This is a genomic window from Pandoraea pneumonica, from assembly GCF_902459645.1.
Classification (GTDB): domain Bacteria; phylum Pseudomonadota; class Gammaproteobacteria; order Burkholderiales; family Burkholderiaceae; genus Pandoraea; species Pandoraea pneumonica.
Map to the genome: position 1 here is coordinate 1,642,862 of NZ_CABPSK010000001.1, position 18,349 is coordinate 1,661,210.

18 protein-coding genes are annotated in these 18,349 nt (G+C 63.7%); 12 read left to right on the plus strand and 6 right to left on the minus strand.

Annotated elements, in window-relative coordinates:
- The first annotated feature begins 23 nt into the window (after positions 1–23).
- Entirely contained in the window at positions 24–662 is a 639-nt protein-coding gene (locus PPN31114_RS07165; protein ID WP_150678718.1) for a BspC domain-containing protein, read from the plus strand.
- Between the two features lie 104 nt (positions 663–766).
- Here PPN31114_RS07165 and PPN31114_RS07170 read toward each other — a convergent pair whose 3' ends face one another.
- Both PPN31114_RS07170 and yaaA read right to left on the minus strand, forming a co-directional pair.
- On the minus strand, positions 767–1,930 hold the full coding sequence (locus PPN31114_RS07170) for a M14 family metallopeptidase (RefSeq protein WP_150678719.1): 1,164 nt from the start codon (positions 1,928–1,930) through the stop codon (positions 767–769).
- Between the two features lie 66 nt (positions 1,931–1,996).
- Positions 1,997–2,776: a peroxide stress protein YaaA gene (gene yaaA / locus PPN31114_RS07175; RefSeq protein WP_150678720.1), complete on the minus strand. Its 780-nt coding sequence runs from the start codon at positions 2,774–2,776 to the stop codon at positions 1,997–1,999.
- Between the two features lie 46 nt (positions 2,777–2,822).
- On the opposite strand from yaaA, the gene PPN31114_RS07180 reads away from it, so the two are divergent.
- Positions 2,823–3,335 (plus strand): putative toxin-antitoxin system toxin component, PIN family, encoded by a 513-nt coding sequence (locus PPN31114_RS07180; RefSeq protein WP_150678721.1) that lies wholly within the window; start codon positions 2,823–2,825, stop codon positions 3,333–3,335.
- Positions 3,336–3,450: 115 nt separating this feature from the next.
- A complete protein-coding gene (locus tag PPN31114_RS07185) occupies positions 3,451–4,641 on the plus strand; it encodes a pyridoxal phosphate-dependent aminotransferase (RefSeq protein WP_150678722.1) in 1,191 nt (396 codons plus the stop codon).
- Positions 4,642–4,777: 136 nt separating this feature from the next.
- On the opposite strand, the gene PPN31114_RS07190 is transcribed toward PPN31114_RS07185, so the two are convergent.
- Together PPN31114_RS07190 and PPN31114_RS07195 are read right to left on the minus strand one after the other, a co-directional pair.
- Positions 4,778–5,437, minus strand: coding sequence for a glutathione S-transferase family protein (locus PPN31114_RS07190; protein ID WP_150678723.1), 660 nt, complete (start codon positions 5,435–5,437; stop codon positions 4,778–4,780).
- Positions 5,438–5,540: 103 nt separating this feature from the next.
- A complete protein-coding gene (locus PPN31114_RS07195; protein WP_150678724.1) occupies positions 5,541–6,443 on the minus strand; it encodes a LysR family transcriptional regulator in 903 nt (300 codons plus the stop codon).
- A gap of 199 nt (positions 6,444–6,642) precedes the next feature.
- On the opposite strand from PPN31114_RS07195, the gene PPN31114_RS07200 reads away from it, so the two are divergent.
- The 9 genes from PPN31114_RS07200 to PPN31114_RS07240 all read left to right on the plus strand — a co-directional run bounded on the left by PPN31114_RS07200 (position 6,643) and on the right by PPN31114_RS07240 (position 16,222).
- The gene (locus tag PPN31114_RS07200; RefSeq protein WP_150678725.1) at positions 6,643–7,668 is read left to right on the plus strand and encodes a zinc-dependent alcohol dehydrogenase family protein; all 1,026 of its coding nucleotides are present in this window, start codon (positions 6,643–6,645) and stop codon (positions 7,666–7,668) included.
- Positions 7,669–7,676: 8 nt separating this feature from the next.
- Positions 7,677–8,873 carry an MFS transporter gene (locus tag PPN31114_RS07205; RefSeq protein WP_246182426.1) on the plus strand — a complete coding sequence of 399 codons (1,197 nt, stop codon included), beginning with the start codon at positions 7,677–7,679 and terminating at the stop codon, positions 8,871–8,873.
- 332 nt (positions 8,874–9,205) lie between these two features.
- Positions 9,206–10,771, plus strand: a complete 1,566-nt coding sequence (locus tag PPN31114_RS07210) for a 3-hydroxyacyl-CoA dehydrogenase (protein WP_150678726.1) — start codon at positions 9,206–9,208, stop codon at positions 10,769–10,771.
- 15 nt (positions 10,772–10,786) lie between these two features.
- Positions 10,787–11,566 carry an oxepin-CoA hydrolase, alternative type gene (locus PPN31114_RS07215; protein WP_150678727.1) on the plus strand — a complete coding sequence of 260 codons (780 nt, stop codon included), beginning with the start codon at positions 10,787–10,789 and terminating at the stop codon, positions 11,564–11,566.
- Positions 11,567–11,624: 58 nt separating this feature from the next.
- On the plus strand, positions 11,625–12,380 hold the full coding sequence (locus PPN31114_RS07220; protein WP_150678728.1) for a histidine phosphatase family protein: 756 nt from the start codon (positions 11,625–11,627) through the stop codon (positions 12,378–12,380).
- Between the two features lie 88 nt (positions 12,381–12,468).
- Positions 12,469–13,566 (plus strand): phosphotransferase, encoded by a 1,098-nt coding sequence (locus PPN31114_RS07225; RefSeq protein WP_150678729.1) that lies wholly within the window; start codon positions 12,469–12,471, stop codon positions 13,564–13,566.
- A gap of 26 nt (positions 13,567–13,592) precedes the next feature.
- Positions 13,593–14,816, plus strand: coding sequence for an acyl-CoA dehydrogenase family protein (locus PPN31114_RS07230; protein WP_150678730.1), 1,224 nt, complete (start codon positions 13,593–13,595; stop codon positions 14,814–14,816).
- 159 nt (positions 14,817–14,975) lie between these two features.
- Positions 14,976–15,668: a glutathione binding-like protein gene (locus PPN31114_RS07235; protein WP_150678731.1), complete on the plus strand. Its 693-nt coding sequence runs from the start codon at positions 14,976–14,978 to the stop codon at positions 15,666–15,668.
- Between the two features lie 218 nt (positions 15,669–15,886).
- The gene (locus PPN31114_RS07240; protein ID WP_150678732.1) at positions 15,887–16,222 is read left to right on the plus strand and encodes a YegP family protein; all 336 of its coding nucleotides are present in this window, start codon (positions 15,887–15,889) and stop codon (positions 16,220–16,222) included.
- A 57-nt stretch (positions 16,223–16,279) separates the two neighbouring features.
- Here the strand turns inward: PPN31114_RS07240 and PPN31114_RS07245 are convergent, their stop codons facing one another.
- Together PPN31114_RS07245 and PPN31114_RS07250 are read right to left on the minus strand one after the other, a co-directional pair.
- Entirely contained in the window at positions 16,280–17,224 is a 945-nt protein-coding gene (locus PPN31114_RS07245; protein WP_150678733.1) for a hypothetical protein, read from the minus strand.
- On the minus strand, positions 17,221–18,312 hold the full coding sequence (locus tag PPN31114_RS07250) for a hypothetical protein (RefSeq protein WP_150678734.1): 1,092 nt from the start codon (positions 18,310–18,312) through the stop codon (positions 17,221–17,223). Before PPN31114_RS07250 ends, PPN31114_RS07245 begins: the two co-directional genes overlap by 4 nt.
- Between the last annotated feature and the right edge of the window lie 37 nt (positions 18,313–18,349).

The window sequence follows — 18,349 nt, forward strand, 5'->3', positions numbered from 1 at the left end:
CGCCCCCGAGAATACATCTAGCAATGTCGAATCGATTTTTTCAACGCGCCGCAGGCGTGGTTTTGCGAGCCGTGCGCCAAGTCGCCGGTCTGGCAGCCATCGCTGCGCCGCTGTGTCTGTCGGCGCTGCCGACACCGGCACAAGCCTTTACGCTCGAACAGCACCGTGCGCTGGTCGAGCAATTCGTCAACACCCGCCATGCCGATCCGCTGGTGGCCGATTGCGCCGCACACGCAAGTTTCGTCGTCGCGACGCTCCCCGGTTACGAGAGTGTGGAATACGGCGACACGGCACTCGACCCCGAGCATGCGAAAGTCGAGCCGTGGACCGGCCCGTTCGACGATCGCAAGCAACGCGTAGACGTGACGCAGATGGTGCAGCTCGACGGCGTCGGCAAGCGCACCAACGGCCAGACGGACAACATCCACATTCGCTGTGGCTATGCCGATGGCCGCATGATGGGCTTCGACTACACGTCGCCGCTGCCGCAGGTCGAACAACCGGTCAAGCGCGCAGCGCGCAACACGCGAGGCAAAGCTGCACACGCGACCGGTAAGTCGACCACGAAGAAGAGTGCTACGAGCAAGTCGTCGGGCAGCAAGTCGACGGCGAAGTCGAGCAGCACCAAGAAGAGCACGACGACCAAGAAAGCGACGAACTGACGGCAAACGACGTTGTTGCGGTGAGCTTCACCGCCGCGACTTCAGCCCTCGCTCAGATCGCACGCCATTAGACATTGCCCGGCACGCATGCCGGGCAAGTGTCGTCACACGCCTGCGTCCTGCGTTTTGTCTGCCTGCATCTGCCACTCGATAGCGGCAAGCATCGACGCGCCCAGCGAAGCGCTACGCGCGCCGTTCCAGCCGACGTTGGCATCGGGGCGGTTCGCGTTGTCCTTGAACGGCATCTCCAGCGTCAGCGACAGGCAGTCGAAGCGCCGTGCGATCCATTTCGACGCCAGCTTGAGCGACTCTGCGGCGTGCTTGCCCGGCGGGTAGCCGAACTTGTCCTGAAAGTCGAGACTCGCCGCCTTGAAGCGGTCGATAAAGGCACGCTCACGCGCCAGCAGGGCGTCGCTCGCCCCTTCTACGCCTTCGTTGCCTGCCACAAACACGTACGGCAGCGCTTCGTCGCCGTGAATGTCGAAGAACATGTCGCAGCCTGCCGCCTCGATCGCCGCGCGCACGTGGAAGACTTCCGGGCTGCGCGCAAGATCGGGTTCGAGCCACTCGCGATTCAGGTTCGCACCGGCGGCATTCGTGCGCAGGTTGCCGCGCGCCGAGCCGTCGGGGTTCATGTTCGGCACGATGTGGAACACGGCCTCACCGAGCAGCGCCGCCGCCAGCGGGTCGCCCGCCCAATCGCCCGCGCCCAGCAAACGGCGCAACAACCCTTCGACAAACCACTCGGCCATCGTCTCGCCGGGGTGCTGTCGTGCAATGACCCAGATATTGCGCTTGCCCGCGCCCGGCTCGCCCACGGTGAGCACCGTCATATCGCGGCCATCGACCGTGGCACCGATAGAGCGTGAACGAACGCGCGGCGAATTCTGCGCCGTGCCCAGCAATGCCAGATGGCGCTCCTCGCCGTACGGCTCGAAATACGCCAGATACACACTGTCGTGCGACGGCGTGAACGACACCGTCATCACACGGCCGTCGTAGGTGGTCGGCACACGAAACCAGTTCACGCGGTCGTACGACACCACCGCGCGATAGTCCTGCCAGCCTCGCGGATACGACGTTTCGCTCGCGTTATCGAACACGATCCGGCACGGCGTGTTGGCCACGCCCTGCACGCGAAAATGGAACCACTGCGAAAACTCGGCGGCATTGTCTTGCGGAATGCGCACGTGAATATCGTCGGCGCGCTCGGCGCTCACCACGTGGATCGCACCGCTGTCGAACGTGCTGCTGATGAATACGGTCATGACTCGCCTCACTGGCTGCAAATGAAAAACCCCGGGACAGGGCCCGGGGCTAAAAGTAGGTTCGTATCAGGCCACGCGACGGCGGAACACCCACAGCGCGTCGTTCGACACGCTGTCGTCGAACGCATACCCCTCGCTGTCGAATGCCTTCAACTGCTGCACATCGGTGACGTTGCGCTCGATGGCATAACGCGCCATCAACCCGCGTGCCCGCTTGGCGTAGAAGCTGATGATCTTGTACTTGCCGCTCTTCCAGTCTTCAAAGACCGGTGTGATGACCGGTGCCGCCACGAGACGGCGCTTGATCACCTTGAAATACTCTTCCGACGCCAGATTCACCAGCACGCGGCGCGTTTCCGGATGCTCGGTGAGCGACGCGTTGATCGTCTGCGTCACGCGCTCGCCCCAGAAGGCGTAAAGATCGCGCCCGCGCTTGTTGGCAAACCGGGTGCCCATCTCGAGACGATACGGTTGCAGCAGATCGAGTGGACGCAGTACGCCGTAGAGCCCCGAGAGAATGCGCAGGTGCCGCTGGGCGAACTCGAGCTGGGGGGCGCTAAGGGTGCGCGCCGACAGGCCTTCGTAGACGTCGCCATTGAAGGCGAGCACCGCTTGCTTGGCGTTGGAAGTATCGAAGCGCGGGGTCCAGTCGGCGTAGCGCGTGGCATTGAGCGCGGCGAGCTGGTCCGAAATGCTCATGAGCGAGCCGACCTGTGCCGGGCTCAGTTCGCGCAAACCCTCGATCAGTTCGGCGGCTTCGTCGACGAATTGCGGCACGGTGTGCGTCTTCACGTGCGGGGGTGTTTCGTAGTCGAGCGATTTGGCCGGCGAGAGAACAATTATCATATGGGGTGCAGCGTTCCTGCGAAAACGAAAACCGTCATTCTATCCAATGCTTCAAAACGCTGTTGCCACGCCCGCCGAACGGGCCTTCGCCGAACACCTCGATACGCTCGCGACGCCGCCGCGCGTGGTCTTCGACACCAATGTCTGGATCGACCTGCTCGTCTTCGACGACCCGGTGGCGCGCCCCGTGCGCGACGCCTTGCTCGAACACCGGCTGACCGCGCTCATGGCGCAACGCTGCCGCGACGAACTGGCCGTGGTACTCACTTACCCGCAATTCGTCTCGCGCGCCGTCGACAACGAGGCTGCGCTGGCGTGGGTTGACGCCCACACGCATCGCATCGTGGTGCCGGAAGACGCCCCGCCGCCCGCGCAACTGCCGCTATGCCGCGACCGTGACGATCAGAAGTTTCTCGAAGCTGCCCGCGACGGCCATGCCCATTGGCTCGTGAGCAAAGATAAGGCCGTGCTCAAGCTGCGCAGCCGGGTCGCGCGCCAATTCGGTTTTCGCATCGTGACCGCCAGCGCCTTCGTTTCTCTGCTCGTGGATGGTCGCTAGGTCGCTAGGCCACTAGGCCATAAGTCCGCTAAAGCCGCCGCCACCGGCACGCCGCGCGCTGCGGCGGTAAAATGACCGCCATCGTCCAATCCGACTCCGCTCTAGCCTCGCCTCAATGAACGCGCCCCATACTGCCTCTAGCGCCCCGGCCTCACTGGCCGCGCCGGTGCTCGCTTCCCGCCTGCCGAACGTCGGCACCACCATTTTCACCGTGATGTCGGCCCTCGCGGCCGAGAAGCAGGCCGTCAACCTCGGCCAGGGCTTCCCCGATTTCGAGTGCGATCCGCAGATCGTCGACGCGGTCTCGCGCGCCATGCGCGACGGCCACAATCAGTACCCGCCGATGGCAGGCGTACCGGCACTGCGTCAGGCCATCGCGGCCAAGATCGGCCAACTGTACGGCCAGCATTACGACTGGAACACCGAAATTACGGTGACGGCAGGCGCCACGCAGGCACTGCTCACGACCATTCTGGCGACCGTGCATCCGGGCGATGAAGTCATCGTGTTCGAGCCGACGTACGACAGCTACGTGCCGTCCATCGAACTGGCGGGCGGCAAGCCGGTGTTCATCACGCTCGAAGCGCCCGAATTCAGCATTCCCTTCGACAAGCTCGCCGCGGCCATCACGCCGCGCACGCGCCTGATTCTGTTCAACACGCCGCACAATCCGAGCGGCACCGTCTGGCATGAGAAAGATCTCGCGAAACTTGCCGAGATCGTGGCTGGCACCGACATCCTGCTGCTCTCGGACGAGGTCTACGAGCACATGGTGTACGACGGCAAGCGTCACGAGAGCGTGGCGCGGCATCCGGAACTGGCCCGCCGCAGCTTCATCGTGTCGAGCTTCGGCAAGACGTATCACGTGACTGGCTGGAAGGTGGGGTTCGTGGCGGCGCCCGCCTCGCTCATGGCGGAATTCCGCAAAGTGCACCAGTTCAACGTGTTTACGGTGAACACCCCGATGCAGGTGGGACTCGCCGATTACATGCGCGATCCGGCCCCGTATCTCGAACTCGCGGGCTTCTACCAAAAGAAGCGCGACCTGTTCCGCGAAGGCTTGGCCAACACGCGCTTCAAGCTGCTGCCGTGCGAAGGCACGTATTTCCAATGCGTGGATTACAGCGCGATCAGCGATATGAGCGAAGCCGACTTCGCGCTGTGGCTTACGGGTGAAATCGGCGTCGCGGCCATTCCGGTCTCGGCGTTCTATCACGCACCGCATGAGTCGGGCGTGGTGCGTTTCTGCTTCGCCAAGCAAGACGACACGCTGCGCGAAGCGCTGGCACGTCTGGCGAAGATCTAACGCTTCGGGCTGGACCTATCAGCCCAACGCCAAATGATGAAGGGCCGCAGTGTCGGGACGTCGATGACGCCCGATCCTGCGGCCCTTCTGTTGTTCTGACGCACTCAGCGCGATCGCACCAAAAGCGCCATTCGAATTACGCTTCCGACTTTTTCGCCTGCTGCGCCTGCTGATAGGCCTTCATCTCGGCGCGCGTGCGTTGGAACGACTCACGCTCCGCGAGCAGCTTGCCGTAGCCCTTCCAGTCGACGCCTGCGGCTTGCAGGAAGTCTTCACCGAAAACGGCCTGCGTGGCCATGCCGATGATCGGCAGGTGAATCCCGGCGGCGACATCGGCCATCGTGAACTTATCGCCCGCGACGTAGGGCGCAAACTTCGCAATGCGCTTGAACGCGACGATATTGCGGCGAAGCAGCTTCTCGGTGCGCGCACGCGTGCCTTCCGAAGCGGTACCGCCAAAGAACGCCTGTCCGTAGACCTCGCGCGTGACCAATTCCATGTGCAATTCGAGCATCGTGATCAGCTCGCGCTCCTTGGCTTGCTGCCAAGGGTCTTGCGAAAACAACGCGGGCGTGGGATGCGTGACTTCGATGTAATCGCAAATCACCTGCGACTCGGCGAGATAGCCGTTTTCCGTTTGCAGATACGGCACCTTGCCTAGCGGCGAGCATTGCAGCAGCGGCTCGTCCTGACTCGGGATCGATTCAGATTCTTCGAAGGGCACGCCCTTCTCGTACAGCACGACCTTGACCTTGTTGTAGTAATTGCTGATCGGAAATCCGTACAACTTCAACATGATGTCTCCCATGGTGTGTTCTCCGAAGCGCAGTGTAAGGCCTCGCACCGCCCCTTGCGACGAATGTCACTCGACGAACGTCTCGAAAATCGCGACGACGACCTCATGCGTCCTGTGACGGGAAGACTTGCTCGCGCATGAAATCGATGAACACGCGCAGCTTGGCGGGCACGTGACCGCCCGAGGGCCACATGATGTGGAACGGGATGCCGGTCTGCGTGCACTGCGGCAAGACCTGCACTAACTGCCCCGTGCGCAAATAGCCCCGAATCGAAAAATCCGGCAGATAGGCGATGCCCACGCCCTGCAACGCGAAGGCAATGCGCGCTTCGAGGTTGTTGCAAACAACGGCCGTCGATAGCGGGAAGCCTGCGGCATCGTCGTCTTCGCCGCTCTCGCCCAGTGGCCACGCTTGAAGCTTGCCCGTGTTCGGATAGCGGAATTGAATGCAGGCATGCTGGCCAAGATCGCCGATCGTACGCGGCGTGCCGCACCGGGTGAAATAGTCGGGCGCGCCCACCAGCAGCATCGATAGTTCACCGAAACGTCGCGCCGTCAGACGCGAATCGGGCGCGTCGCCCGTTCGAATCACCGCATCGAAACCTTCTTCGATGATGTCGACACGGCGGTCGGTAAATTCGAGTTCGAGATCGACCTCGGGATAGGCCAGCTTGAATTGCCCCATCGCCGTGAGGAACGGCTCGCCGACGAGCGGCACGCTCAACCGCAAGCGCCCGCGCGGGGTGAGATTGACTTGCGACAACTCGGCCTGCGCCGCCTCCAGTTCCGCGAGAATGCGCCGCCCGCGCGCCAGAAATAGCCCGCCTTCTGCCGTGAGCGTCAGGCTACGGGTGCTGCGATGAAACAGCCGTACGCCCAGTTGGTCCTCCAGCGCACTCACCCGCTTGCCCACCGCCGACGCCGAAATACCCAGCAGCCGCCCGGCCGCCACAAAACTGCCCGTCTCGGCCACCTGCACGAACACATTCACCGCTGCGCTTTCCATTCGCTTCCTCGCTCACTGCCATCCGCCCGCCCTTCCGATCGCCCGGTTGCCCGATAGCACGTTGCGCTGCCCGTTCGATCCCATTACGGAACCATTCCTCCGCATAGACCGGAACTCTACCCCACTTACTCTTCAATCGGCATCTCCCTAGCATCGAGGCTCCTCTCTCTCACGAATGCCAGACATTCGCCGGTGCACCATGATCCGTACGTTCCAACGCTGGGAAATCCCGTCCCTCGGCCTCGACAAACTGGCTTTGCAGGAAATCGAGCTACCACCACCCGGCCCGGGTGAAGTCGTTATCGAAGTCGAAGCTGTCTCGCTCAACTACCGCGACGCCGAAGTGGCCGAGTCGGGCATGGGCAATGCGCTGAGCTTCCCGTTCACGCCCGCCTCCGACATGGCGGGCCGCGTAGTCGCCGTCGGCGACGGCGTCACGCGCTTCGCCGTGGGCGAGCGTGTCATCGCCACGTACATGCCCGGCTGGGTCGATGGCGCACCGCGCTCATGGACCGATGCGCCTACGCGTGGCGGCCCCCTGCCCGGCATGCTCGCGCAGTACGTGGTCACGCAAGCCGACGGCTGTGTGCTCGCCCCCACGACTTTGAGCGCCGCCGAAGCCAGTACGCTGCCCGTCGCCGCCCTCACCGCGTGGATGGCGCTGATCGAACTCGGCCACCTGCACGCCGGGCAGACCGTCGTCGTGCAGGGCACCGGCGGCGTATCGCTGTTCGCGGTGCAGTTGGCCGCCGCCCACGGGGCGCGCGTCATCGTGACGAGCGGCAGCGACGAGAAGATTGCCGGTGCGCTCGCGCTTGGTGCCACCCACGGCATCAATCGTCACACCACGCCCGACTGGCAGAACGCCGTCCTCGATCTGACCGAGGGGCGCGGTGCCGACCACATCTTGGAGATGACCGGCGGCGACAACATCGAGCGCTCGCTTCAGGCGGTGAAGCAAGGCGGCCGAATTTCCGTCATCGGTCTGCTCGACGCGGATCGCATCAGCTTGCGCATTCTTTCGCTGCTGGCCAGCCGTGCCTCGATTGTCGGCATCGCCGTCGGCCCGCGCCGCGCGTTGGAAGACCTCGTGCGCGCGGTCGATCTGCTGGGCATCAAGCCGGTCATCGACGCGGTGTATCCGTTCTCGCAAGCCCCGCAAGCGTTCGCCCACTTGCAGCGCGGCGCGTTCGGCAAGGTGGTCGTGAAGGTGAAACCGTCATGAGCGAGCGCATGACAACCCGTGTCAAATCCGCTGCCGCCATGCCCGCCATCATGCTTGGCTTGTTCGGGCTCTATACGCTGGAATTCGGCGTGGTCGGCATTCTGCCGATGATCGTCGAGCGCTTCGGCATCACCGTCTCGCAAGCGGGCTGGCTGATGGCCGTGTTTGCGCTCGTGGTCGCCACGCTCGGCCCGGTGCTGGTGCTGATCTCCTCGCGTTTCGACCGAAAGAAGGTGCTGGTGCTAGCCCTCTTCGGCTTTGCGGTGTGCAGCGCGCTGGCGGCCTACGCGCCGAACTTCCCGAGCTTGATGGCGCTGCGCGTGATCCCGGCGATGCTGCATCCGGTGTTCCTGTCGGCGGCGTTCACGGCGGCAGCCTCGCTTTACCCGAAGGAGCAGCGCGCGCATGCGATCTCGCTCGCGTTCGTAGGCACGTCGATGGGGCTCGTGCTCGGCGTACCGGCTACCACGTGGGTGGCCGATCACCTGTCGTACGAAGCGTCGTTCCTGTTCTGCACGGCGCTCACGGGCTTGTCGGGCGTGGGGCTGTGGGCGATGCTGCCGTCGCAGGGCAAGCCGGTCGCAATGAGTTTCGGCCATCAGCTCAGCGTGCTGCGCAAGCCGGTGCTGTGGTTGACGATGGCGGCCACCGTCACGGTCTTTACCGCCATGTTCTCGGTCTACAGCTACGCGGCGGAATATCTGAAAACCGAGACGGGCATGAACGCCACCACGATCAGCCTGATCCTCGTGATCTTCGGCGTCGGGGGCGTCGCCGGGAATCTCTACGCGGGGCGCTTGCTGGCACGCCATCTGGTGCGAACCACGTTGCTGCATCCGGTCGCGTTAGGCATCGCCTACGGCGTGCTGTACTACGGCGGCAGCGCCAACGTGGCGAGCATGACGGTCATCGCCGTGCTGTGGGGTGCCGCGCACACGAGCGGGCTGCTGGTCACGCAAATGTGGCTGACCGCCACCACGGCGGAAGCGCCCGAGTTCGGCACGAGCCTGTTTGTGTCGGCGGCCAACGGCGGCGTGGTGCTCGGCTCGGCGCTGGGCGGCGTGTTCATCGACCATCTCGGCATCGCAGGAGTGATCGCGTGTGGCGCGCTGTTCTGTGGGCTGTCCGTGGTGGTGATTGGGGTCACGGCGTGGATTTACCGGGAAACACCGCTGCGCATCGGTGCCGTGGGCGCGGCGCATTAAGGGGTCGCCTGGGCGCTGCATACGGGGACGCCGGGAGTAGCGTCCGAGGCCTCGCACTCGGCCGCCCACACGGCCTGGAGGCTCTCCGCCAGCGCTCGACCGCTGCGCGGAACAACCGCTGGCAGTGACCGCGAGATAGGCGACAATAGCGGCAACGCGATAAGGGCATCGGTTTGCATCGTCGGCCATCGGGAAGGAAATTCATTTCCCGACCGACCGGTCGGACGATAGAATGGCGAGCGATGTCCGTGCCGCAGGTTTCCCTGACCTTTCCGAGGTCGCGGAACCCCGCGCCGCACACCGACAATTCCACCTATCTCGAGACATTCCGAATGACTGCATCCTCCTCCCCGCTCGCGGTGAACGCAGCGAACGCGGCGACCAAGTCCATCGACACGCTGGGTATCGTCGGCGCGGGCGCCATGGGCCGTGGCATCGCTCAGATCGCCGCCCAGGCTGGCCTGCGTGTGAAGCTCTACGACACCAACGCGAAGGCCGTACAAGCCGCGCTGGACACCTTGCGCGAGACGCTCGACAAGCTGGCAGCCAAGGGGAAGATCGACGCGGCCGCCGTCGACGCGACGATGGGCCGCCTGCACGCCTGCGCCGCGCTGGAGGATCTGGCCGATTGCGACCTCGTGATCGAAGCCATCATCGAGAAGCTGGAGATCAAACGCGACCTGTTCCGTGCGCTCGAAGCCATCGTGTCGCCCGACGCGATTCTCGCGTCGAACACGTCGTCGCTGTCGATCACGGCCATTGCCGCTGCTTGCGAGCGCCCGGCGCGTGTAGCCGGTTATCACTTCTTCAACCCCGTGCCGCTCATGAAGGTGGTCGAAGTCATCGACGGCCTGCGCACGGCGCCGGAAGTCGGCGACGCCCTACTCGCCCTGGGCCAGCGCATGGGCCACACGGCCGTGCGTTGCAAAGACATGCCGGGGTTCATCGTCAACCACGCCGGGCGCGGTATGAACACCGAAGGCCTGCGTGTTGCCAGCGAAGGCGTGGCGAGCTTTGCCGATATCGACCGCATCTTGCGCGAACAAGCCGGTTTCCGTCTGGGCACGTTCGAGTTGCTCGACCTGACCGCCCTCGACGTCTCGCACCCGGTGATGGAATCGATCTATCACCAGTTCTATGAAGAAGCCCGCTTCCGTCCGTCGCCGATCACTGCCGTGCGTTTCGCCGGTGGCCTGCTCGGGCGCAAGGTCGGTGAAGGCTTCTACCGTTATGTCGACGGCAAGCAGCAAGTGCCCGCAGAAACCCCGGCCCCTGCGACGCTGCCCGCGACCGTGTGGGTCAGCCGTGCGGACACGCGCGGCTTCGCCGCCGTCGTGGAATTGCTGGGCGCCACCGGCGTCACCATCGAGACCGGTGACAAGCCGTCCGACACGGCACTGATCGTCGTCACGCCGCTCGGCCTCGATGCCACCACCTGCGCCGTCGACCAAGGGCTCGACGCCACGCGTACCGTCGCCATCGACACGCTGCTACCGCTCGCCGGAGCCAAGCGTCACACGCTGATGACTACCCCCGTGACGACGCCGGAAGCCCGCGACGCGGCGCATGCGTTGTTCGCCCAAGGCGGCACGCCGGTGACGGTCATTCGCGACTCGGCGGGCTTCGTGGCCCAACGCGTAATCGCGACCATCGTGAACATCGGTGCCGATATCGCCCAACAGCGCATTGCGACGCCGGGCGACATCGACCGCGCGGTCACGCTCGGCCTCGGCTACGCGAAAGGGCCGCTCGCGCTCGGCGACGCCGTCGGCGCGCGCCAGTTGCTCACCGTGTTGCGCAATCTCCAATCGTTCTATGGCGACCAGCGCTATCGTCCGTCGCCGTGGCTCACGCGTCGCGCGCAACTCGGCGTGTCGTTGCTCACCGAAGAACAGTGATCCGGAGGCCCTGACATGAGCGCCGAACTGCTTGCCGAACGCGTCGACCAGACGCTGGTTCTCACGTTGTCCAACCCGGGGGCGCGCAACGCGCTGCACCCGGACATGTACGCCGCAGGCGTCGAAGCCCTCGCCACCGCCGAGCGCGATCCGTCGATTCGCGCGGTGGTGCTCACCGGTGCCGACAACTTCTTCTGCGCCGGTGGCAACCTGAACCGTCTGCTGGAAAACCGTCAGAAAGACCCCTCGGTGCAAGCCGCCAGCATCGATGCTCTGGCCGAATGGATCGAAGCCCTGCGCTCGTGCCCAAAGCCGATCATCGCGGCGGTCGAAGGCGCAGCGGCCGGTGCGGGCTTCTCGCTGGCATTGGCTTGCGACCTGCTCGTCGCCGCCGATAACGCGAAGTTCGTGATGGCCTACGTCAAAGTGGGCCTCACGCCCGATGGCGGCGGCTCGTGGTTCCTCTCGCAAGCGCTGCCGCGACCGCTCGCCACCGAAATTCTGCTCGAAGGTAAGCCCGTGGCCGCTGCGCGGTTGGCCGCCGCAGGTCTGGTCAATCGTGTGGTCGCCCCGGGTCAAGCGCGCGCCGAAGCGCTCAACTGGGCCACCGATCTTGCGCAACTGTCGCCCAACGCCGTGGGCCGCATCAAGTCGCTGATCGACAGCGGCGCGAGCGAGACGCTCACGTCGCAGTTGGGCGCCGAGCGCGATAACTTCGTCGCGTCGCTGCATCATGCCGACGGGTTGGAAGGCATCACCGCATTTCTCGAGAAGCGGCCAGCAACTTACCGATAGACTGACGGTCATTGCGCTAGGGCCGGTTTGCCCTAACGCCGCTTCGGAGACATTGCGCATGAGCACGATTGGACGTCTCGGACCCGACACAGGTCCGCTTACCTTCACCCCGCCGAACCGCCGCCGCATCTACCTGATGCGTCACGGCGACGTGACGTATTTCGACGACAGTGGCAAACCCATCGATGCCGACACCGTGCCGCTCAACGAGAACGGCCGGGCACAGGCGAGCGCCGCCGGGCGAGCATTTGCCGCCGAGAACATTCGCTTCGATCGCGTCATCGTCAGCGGTCTGCCGCGCACGCGTGAGACAGCACAGCGCGTGTTGGCCGAGACGGGGCAGCAAATCGATATCGAAACGTGGACTTGCTGGCAGGAGATTCGCTCGGGCAGTCTGGCCGATCTGCCGCCCGCCGAAATTGCGCAGGCGTTCCTTGGCGCCTTCGACGGTCTGGTGGCCGAAGACACACGCTTCATGAACGGCGAATCGGTGCGCGAACTGCTCGATCGCGTGGTGCCCCCGCTCGCTGAGCTTCGTGCCGACAAGTCGTGGGACACGGTGCTGCTCGTGCTGCACGGTGGCGTGAACCGCGCGATTCTCTCGCATGCGATGCATCCGCTGGGCCGTCTCTTCATTGGCCAACTGGCACAGACGCCCGCCTGCATCAATGCGCTCGACGTCGGCGACAAGCCAGAAGACTGGGTCGTACGTCTGATGAATTTCGCGCCGCCGCAGCCGCTGCATCGCGACAACCGGCTGACCGTCATGGAGAAAATCTTCGCGTCGTTTATTCGATCGCGTCAGCCGAAATAAGCAAAGAAAAACGCGAAGAAAAAAGCACTAGCAACAAGCGCAGTCGCCGTCCCACCGCCCCCGTCCCACCGGATATGCAGGAGACAGCATGGCCGAGGAGCTTGCGCAGGACTTTTCCGCTTTCGCCGGCGAGCGTTCGCTCGGCGATGCCCCGCCGTTCGACGCCGAAGCGCTGGCGCAGTGGCTGGCCGCCCACATCGACGGCTACGCCGGGCCGCTGCGCATCGCGCAGTTCAACGGCGGCCAATCGAATCCCACTTACCGGCTGAGTACGCCCGGCGCAGAGTACGTGCTTCGCACCAAACCCGCGCCAGCCGAGAAATTGCTGCCATCGGCCCACGCCATCGAGCGCGAGTATCGCGTCATGCATGCGCTGGCCGCGACCGACGTCCCCGTTGCACGCATGCTTGGCCTGTGCGACGACGAGAGCGTCATCGGTCTCGCGTTCTACGTCATGGCCTACGTGCCCGGGCGCGTGCTGTGGGACCCCGCGCTGCCCGGCATGTCGGTAGAAGAACGCAGCGCTATTTACGACGAAATGAATCGCGTGATCGCCGCGCTGCATCGCGTCGACTACCGCGCCATCGGGTTGGAGACCTACGGCAAGCCCGGCGACTACATCGCGCGGCAGATCGCGCGCTGGAGCAAGCAATACCGGGCCTCAGAAACCGAGCCGATCGAGGCCATGGACCGCCTCATCGAATGGCTGCCTGCTCATGTGCCCGCCCATGTGCCGACCGGTGAACCCGAGCGCACGACCGTCGTGCACGGCGACTTCCGGCTCGACAATCTGATCTTCCATCCCACGCAGCCGCGTGTGCTCGCCGTGCTCGATTGGGAACTATCGACGCTGGGCGACCCACTTGCCGACTTCAGCTATCACTGCATGGCGTGGCACGTCAGCCCGGGCGTATTTCGCGGCATCGCGGGGCTCGACTGGGCCGCACTGGGTATTCCCGACGAACACGACTACGTCGCCCGTTACAGCGAGCGCACGGGCATCGCGCGCCCGGCGCAATGGCACTTCTACCTCGCGTACAACATGTTCCGTATTGCCGCGATTCTGCAAGGCATCATGAAGCGCGTCGCCGACGGCACGGCAGCGAGCCAACAAGCGCTCGACGCAGGCAAACGTGCCCGGCCGATGGCCGAACTCGCGTGGCAGTACGCACAGAAAAGCGATTGACGAGACCACTGGAGCACAGCCCATCTATGGATTTCAGCTATAGCCCGAAAGTCGAAGCGCTGCGTGCGCGTCTGAGCGCCTTTTTCGACGAACACATCTTCCCCAACGAACGCCGTTATCTCGAAGAGATCGAGATCGCCCGTCGCCACGGCGACGCGTGGCAGCCGTCGCAAGTCATCGAGCGCCTGAAACCGCTCGCACAACAAGCGGGGTTGTGGAATCTGTTCCTACCCGACTCGGGACGCGGCGCTGGGCTGACCAATGTGGAATACGCGCCGCTGTGCGAAATCATGGGCCAAGTGCCGTGGGCGCCGGAAGTCTTCAACTGCAACGCCCCCGACACCGGCAACATGGAAACGCTGGAGCGCTACGCCACCGACGCGCAAAAGGCGCAATGGCTCGAACCGCTCTTGCGCGGCGAAATCCGCTCGGCGTTTCTGATGACCGAACCCGATGTGGCCTCATCGGATGCCACCAACGTGCAATGCAGTATCCGGCGCGACGGTGACGAGTACGTCGTCAATGGCCATAAGTGGTGGTCGACGGGCGCGGGTGACCCTCGTTGCGCGCTCTACATCGTGATGGGCAAGACCGACCCCGATGCGCCGAAACATGCCCAGCAGTCGATGATTCTCATCCCGGCCGATACGAAAGGTATCTCGCGGGTGCGTCCGCTCACCGTCTTCGGTTACGACGACGCGCCGCACGGCCACATGGACATCGTGCTCGACGACGTCCGCGTGCCTGCCAGCAGCATCTTGCTCGGCGAAGGACGCGGCTTCGAGATTGCCCAGGGGCGTCTCGGGCCGGGCCGCATCCATCACTGCATGCGACTGATCGGACTGGCGGAGCGCGCCCTCGCGCAGATGTGCCAGCGCACGCTCTCGCGCGAGGCCTTCGGCAAGCCGATCGCGGCGCAGGGCGTCACGCGCGAGCGCATTGCCGAGGCCCGTTGCCTGATCGAGCAGGCGCGCCTGCTCACGCTCAAGGCGGCGTCCATGATGGACACCGTCGGCAACAAGGCCGCCCGCGCGGAAATCGCGATGATCAAGGTGGTGGCGCCCAATATGGCGTGTCAGGTGATCGACTGGGCGATTCAGGCCCACGGTGCCGCTGGCCTGTCGGGGGATTTCCCGCTGGCCTACGCCTACGCCAGCGCCCGCACGCTACGTTTTGCCGACGGCCCCGACGAGGTGCACCGCGACGCCATCGCTAAGCTGGAACTGGCTAAGTACGCGGCGGCGCGCTGAGGCCGGACGGCACGGGCAGACCCGTCAGCGGCGGCCCGGCGCGTTCTGTGGTGTAATTTCCGGGTTTTGACGCCTCAGTTACCCCCTTTTCGTCACCGTGCCAAGCGCATGTGCAGTGTCGATGCGCTTCCGACGCCCTTTGATTTCGAGGAGCTGCAATTGATTCAGGTCTATTCGTGGGCCACGCCCAACGGTCATAAAGTCCACATCATGCTGGAGGAGTGCGGGCTGGGTTATCACGCCCACGCCGTCGATATCGGCGCAGGCGACCAGTTCAAGGAATCTTTCCTCGCCATTTCGCCGAACAACAAGATCCCGGCCATCGTCGACGAGGACGGTCCGGACGGCAAGCCGATTTCGCTGTTCGAGTCGGGGGCGATCCTGCTGTATCTCGCGGGGAAAACCGGCCGCTTCCTGCCCGCAGACGTTCGCGGCAAGTACGAAACGCTCGAATGGCTGATGTTCCAGATGGGCGGGGTGGGGCCGATGCTCGGTCAGGCGCACCACTTCCGCATTTATGCGCCGGAGAAGATCGACTACGCCATCAAGCGCTACACGAACGAAGCGCGGCGTCTGTATGGCGTGCTGGACAAGCGTCTGGCCGATCACCCCTATGTCGCCGCCGACGAGTACACCATTGCCGACATCGCCATCTGGCCGTGGCTGCGCTCGTGGAAGAATCAGGGCGTGGAGATGTCGGACTTCCCGAACGTGCAGCGCTGGTTCGAGGCGATCGAGGCGCGCCCGGCCGTGCAGCGCGGCATCAAGGTGCTGGCCGATGCCCGCAAGCCGTTGCAGGACGACAAGGCGCGCGAGATGCTGTTCGGCGCCACGCAGTACGCGCGCCGCTAACCACTGATAAGCGCCACAGGCCCCGCTGCGGGGCCTGTCCCGCGCCAAGTCGTTTACACTTCGAAACAATGTGCACCTATCGCGAGGTATCGCCAAGGCGACGGCGGTGCTAATCTAGCGAAAATTCCCGGTGTCTGCGCCGCATGGGCGACACCGGATGCTGTCTTGCCATTCGCATTGCCCGCCACTGGCTTTTGGAAGATCCGGGAGATCCACATATGTCAGGCAAATTCGAACTCAAGCGCAGTCCCAACGGTGAATTCCACTTTCACCTGCTGGCCGACAGCGGCCATATCATCCTGTCTTCCGAAACCTATAAGGCGCGCGCTTCGGCGCAGAACGGCATCGAGTCCGTGCGCAAAAACTCCGCTGAAGACCATCGCTTCGAACGCAAGACGTCCACCTCCGGGCGCCCCTACTTCGTGCTCAAAGCGCGCAACGGCGAAATCATCGGGCAAAGTCAGATGTTCTCGTCCGCCGAGCAAATGGAAGACGGCATCACGCAAGTGAAGCGCGATGCGCCGGCGGCTTCAGTGAGCGATTTATCGCATTGATGTCGAACGCAATCGCGGAGGCCCCAGACGAGACTGGGCGCCCCCGCACGCGTCGCATCACTTTTTCTGCGCCTTGGTGGTGAGTTCCATCGACCATTTGTCGCCAGCGACAGGGTCGTCGCCGCTACAGGTCGTCACAACAATGCCCCCCTCGACGTGGTTGACCCCCCAGACACACCCCTGCCAGGTACCCAATTGCCCGTTTCTCGCCAGGTAGCGCAAAGGGTCTCCTACGACGCCCGCTCTGGGCAGCAGATCCACGAACCAAGGCGAGGTGTCCGACGAGAACGCATATCGCATGAACGGGATGAAATTCTTCTCACGAGGCACCCACACGGCATAAATGGTGCGTTCCGCGTCATTTTTCTCGAAGAACATCTGATAGGCGTTGCCATCGGCGCACGCCGCCAAGTTAATGCGATTGCCCATTGCAGGATTGCCTGTCAGGCACATATCGGGAAATCTCCGAGAGCGAATTCGGAATGGCCCATCGGGCAGCAGCATCGACACTTTCACGCACGACACCTTGTCCACAAGCTGCCCGCTCTTATACCCGTCGGCAATCAGCACGTCGTTGCCCGCGCCATCGGTCAACCGCGTGCCCACCGATTTACCCATGCTCTGCTCGACACTCGTGCTGGCCACGCTCCCGATCGGCCCGGCGCCGTTCTTGAACGACACCACGTAATTGGCATGAGGCTCCGAGCCGTTGCACGTTGGGGCATCGTGGAATTCGATCGCCATGCCTTCGTGGGCACCGGTGATCTCGAAGCTGTAGTACTTGTCGTTGTCGCAGTTACTCGTGTTCTTGAAATTGATCTCGCCGCCGTCGTACAGCGAGAACGAACACTTTTGGTCGCCGTTTTTGTTGTGCATCGTAATCGTCGGCAACGCGTAGTTCGTCGGCTGCACCACCGACTGACATGCGCCGAGCAATCCGACGCTGACGATCAGCAAACCCTTCAACGCGTTCCAAAGGCTGAATCGCATGGTACTGGTCATGATGCCTCTCCCTTGCCCGTGTCTTGCGCGGGGTTGATCACTTCAAACGACAGTCGCGGCGCGTTCTGTCGACCGCCCTCGTGGAACCCGATCTCGTATTGAATGAACAGCCGCGAGCCATGCTTGAGCGGCTTGAGCCATGACGCGGGCACCGTCGTGAAGACGCCTTGCGCGGCCTCTGTCGAGGTCACCCGATGCGCCGTGCGCATGTGGTGAAGGTATTCACCCGACTGCCCCGCGCGCTCCCCATCGCACCAAAACCAGAGCTGCTGCCCCTCAAACGCCAACTTCCAGCTCGGGAGATCGACGCGCATGCCGTTCGGTAATTTGTCGGGCTCGATACGATCGCCACCGGCCAGATCGGGCAATTGCGGCGTCGGCATGTCGCGCAGTTCGAATGGTGTCACCGTGAGCAACAACGGCTGCGATTCCCTCATGTCGCCGCCACGATCCACCGTGTAAGACACGTGGACCGTCGCCCCCACGTTCGCCGCCACCAAAAACGGCGCAATCTCGAACGACAGAAAATCGGGAACGCTCGAAGGCACGGTCAGCCAAGCGGTATCGATGCTGCCTGCACCGCTAGTCCCATGCCAGTGCACTTGCACCCGTTGCCCCGCACGCATGCCGCCATAGCGCACATGCACCCCCGTGCCACTCAGTGCATTGATCGGATTGAGCCGTCCGTCCGGCGCATCGGATACGGAGGGTGGCACCAAGTCCAGCGGCGGCAACAGCACCACCTGAATACTCTTGTCGAGCGAGATGCCGATCACGGTGCCGTCGACCTTCTCGCACCGGTAAGCAAAGTTGTGCTCGCCTTCTGACAACGCACGCAATACGTCTCCCGGGAAGTGCACGAGGATCGGGATATTGAGCTTGTCGTCCTCCGTCAACACGCGCGCCATCGACGGTACATCTTGCCCGTCGATCATGAAAAACAGGCCGTCGCCGGGTTCCGTGTTTTGCGGGAACACGCGAATCTGGGCAGGTACCTTATTTTCGTTGGCAGCGAGATACGCCTCGCTCACGCCATTGGTTTCGACTTCTGAGTCGAACAGCAATGGAAAAAATGTGGCTTGCGTCATACGAATGTCCCTCGCGAGAAGCATGGCAAGTGCCTCG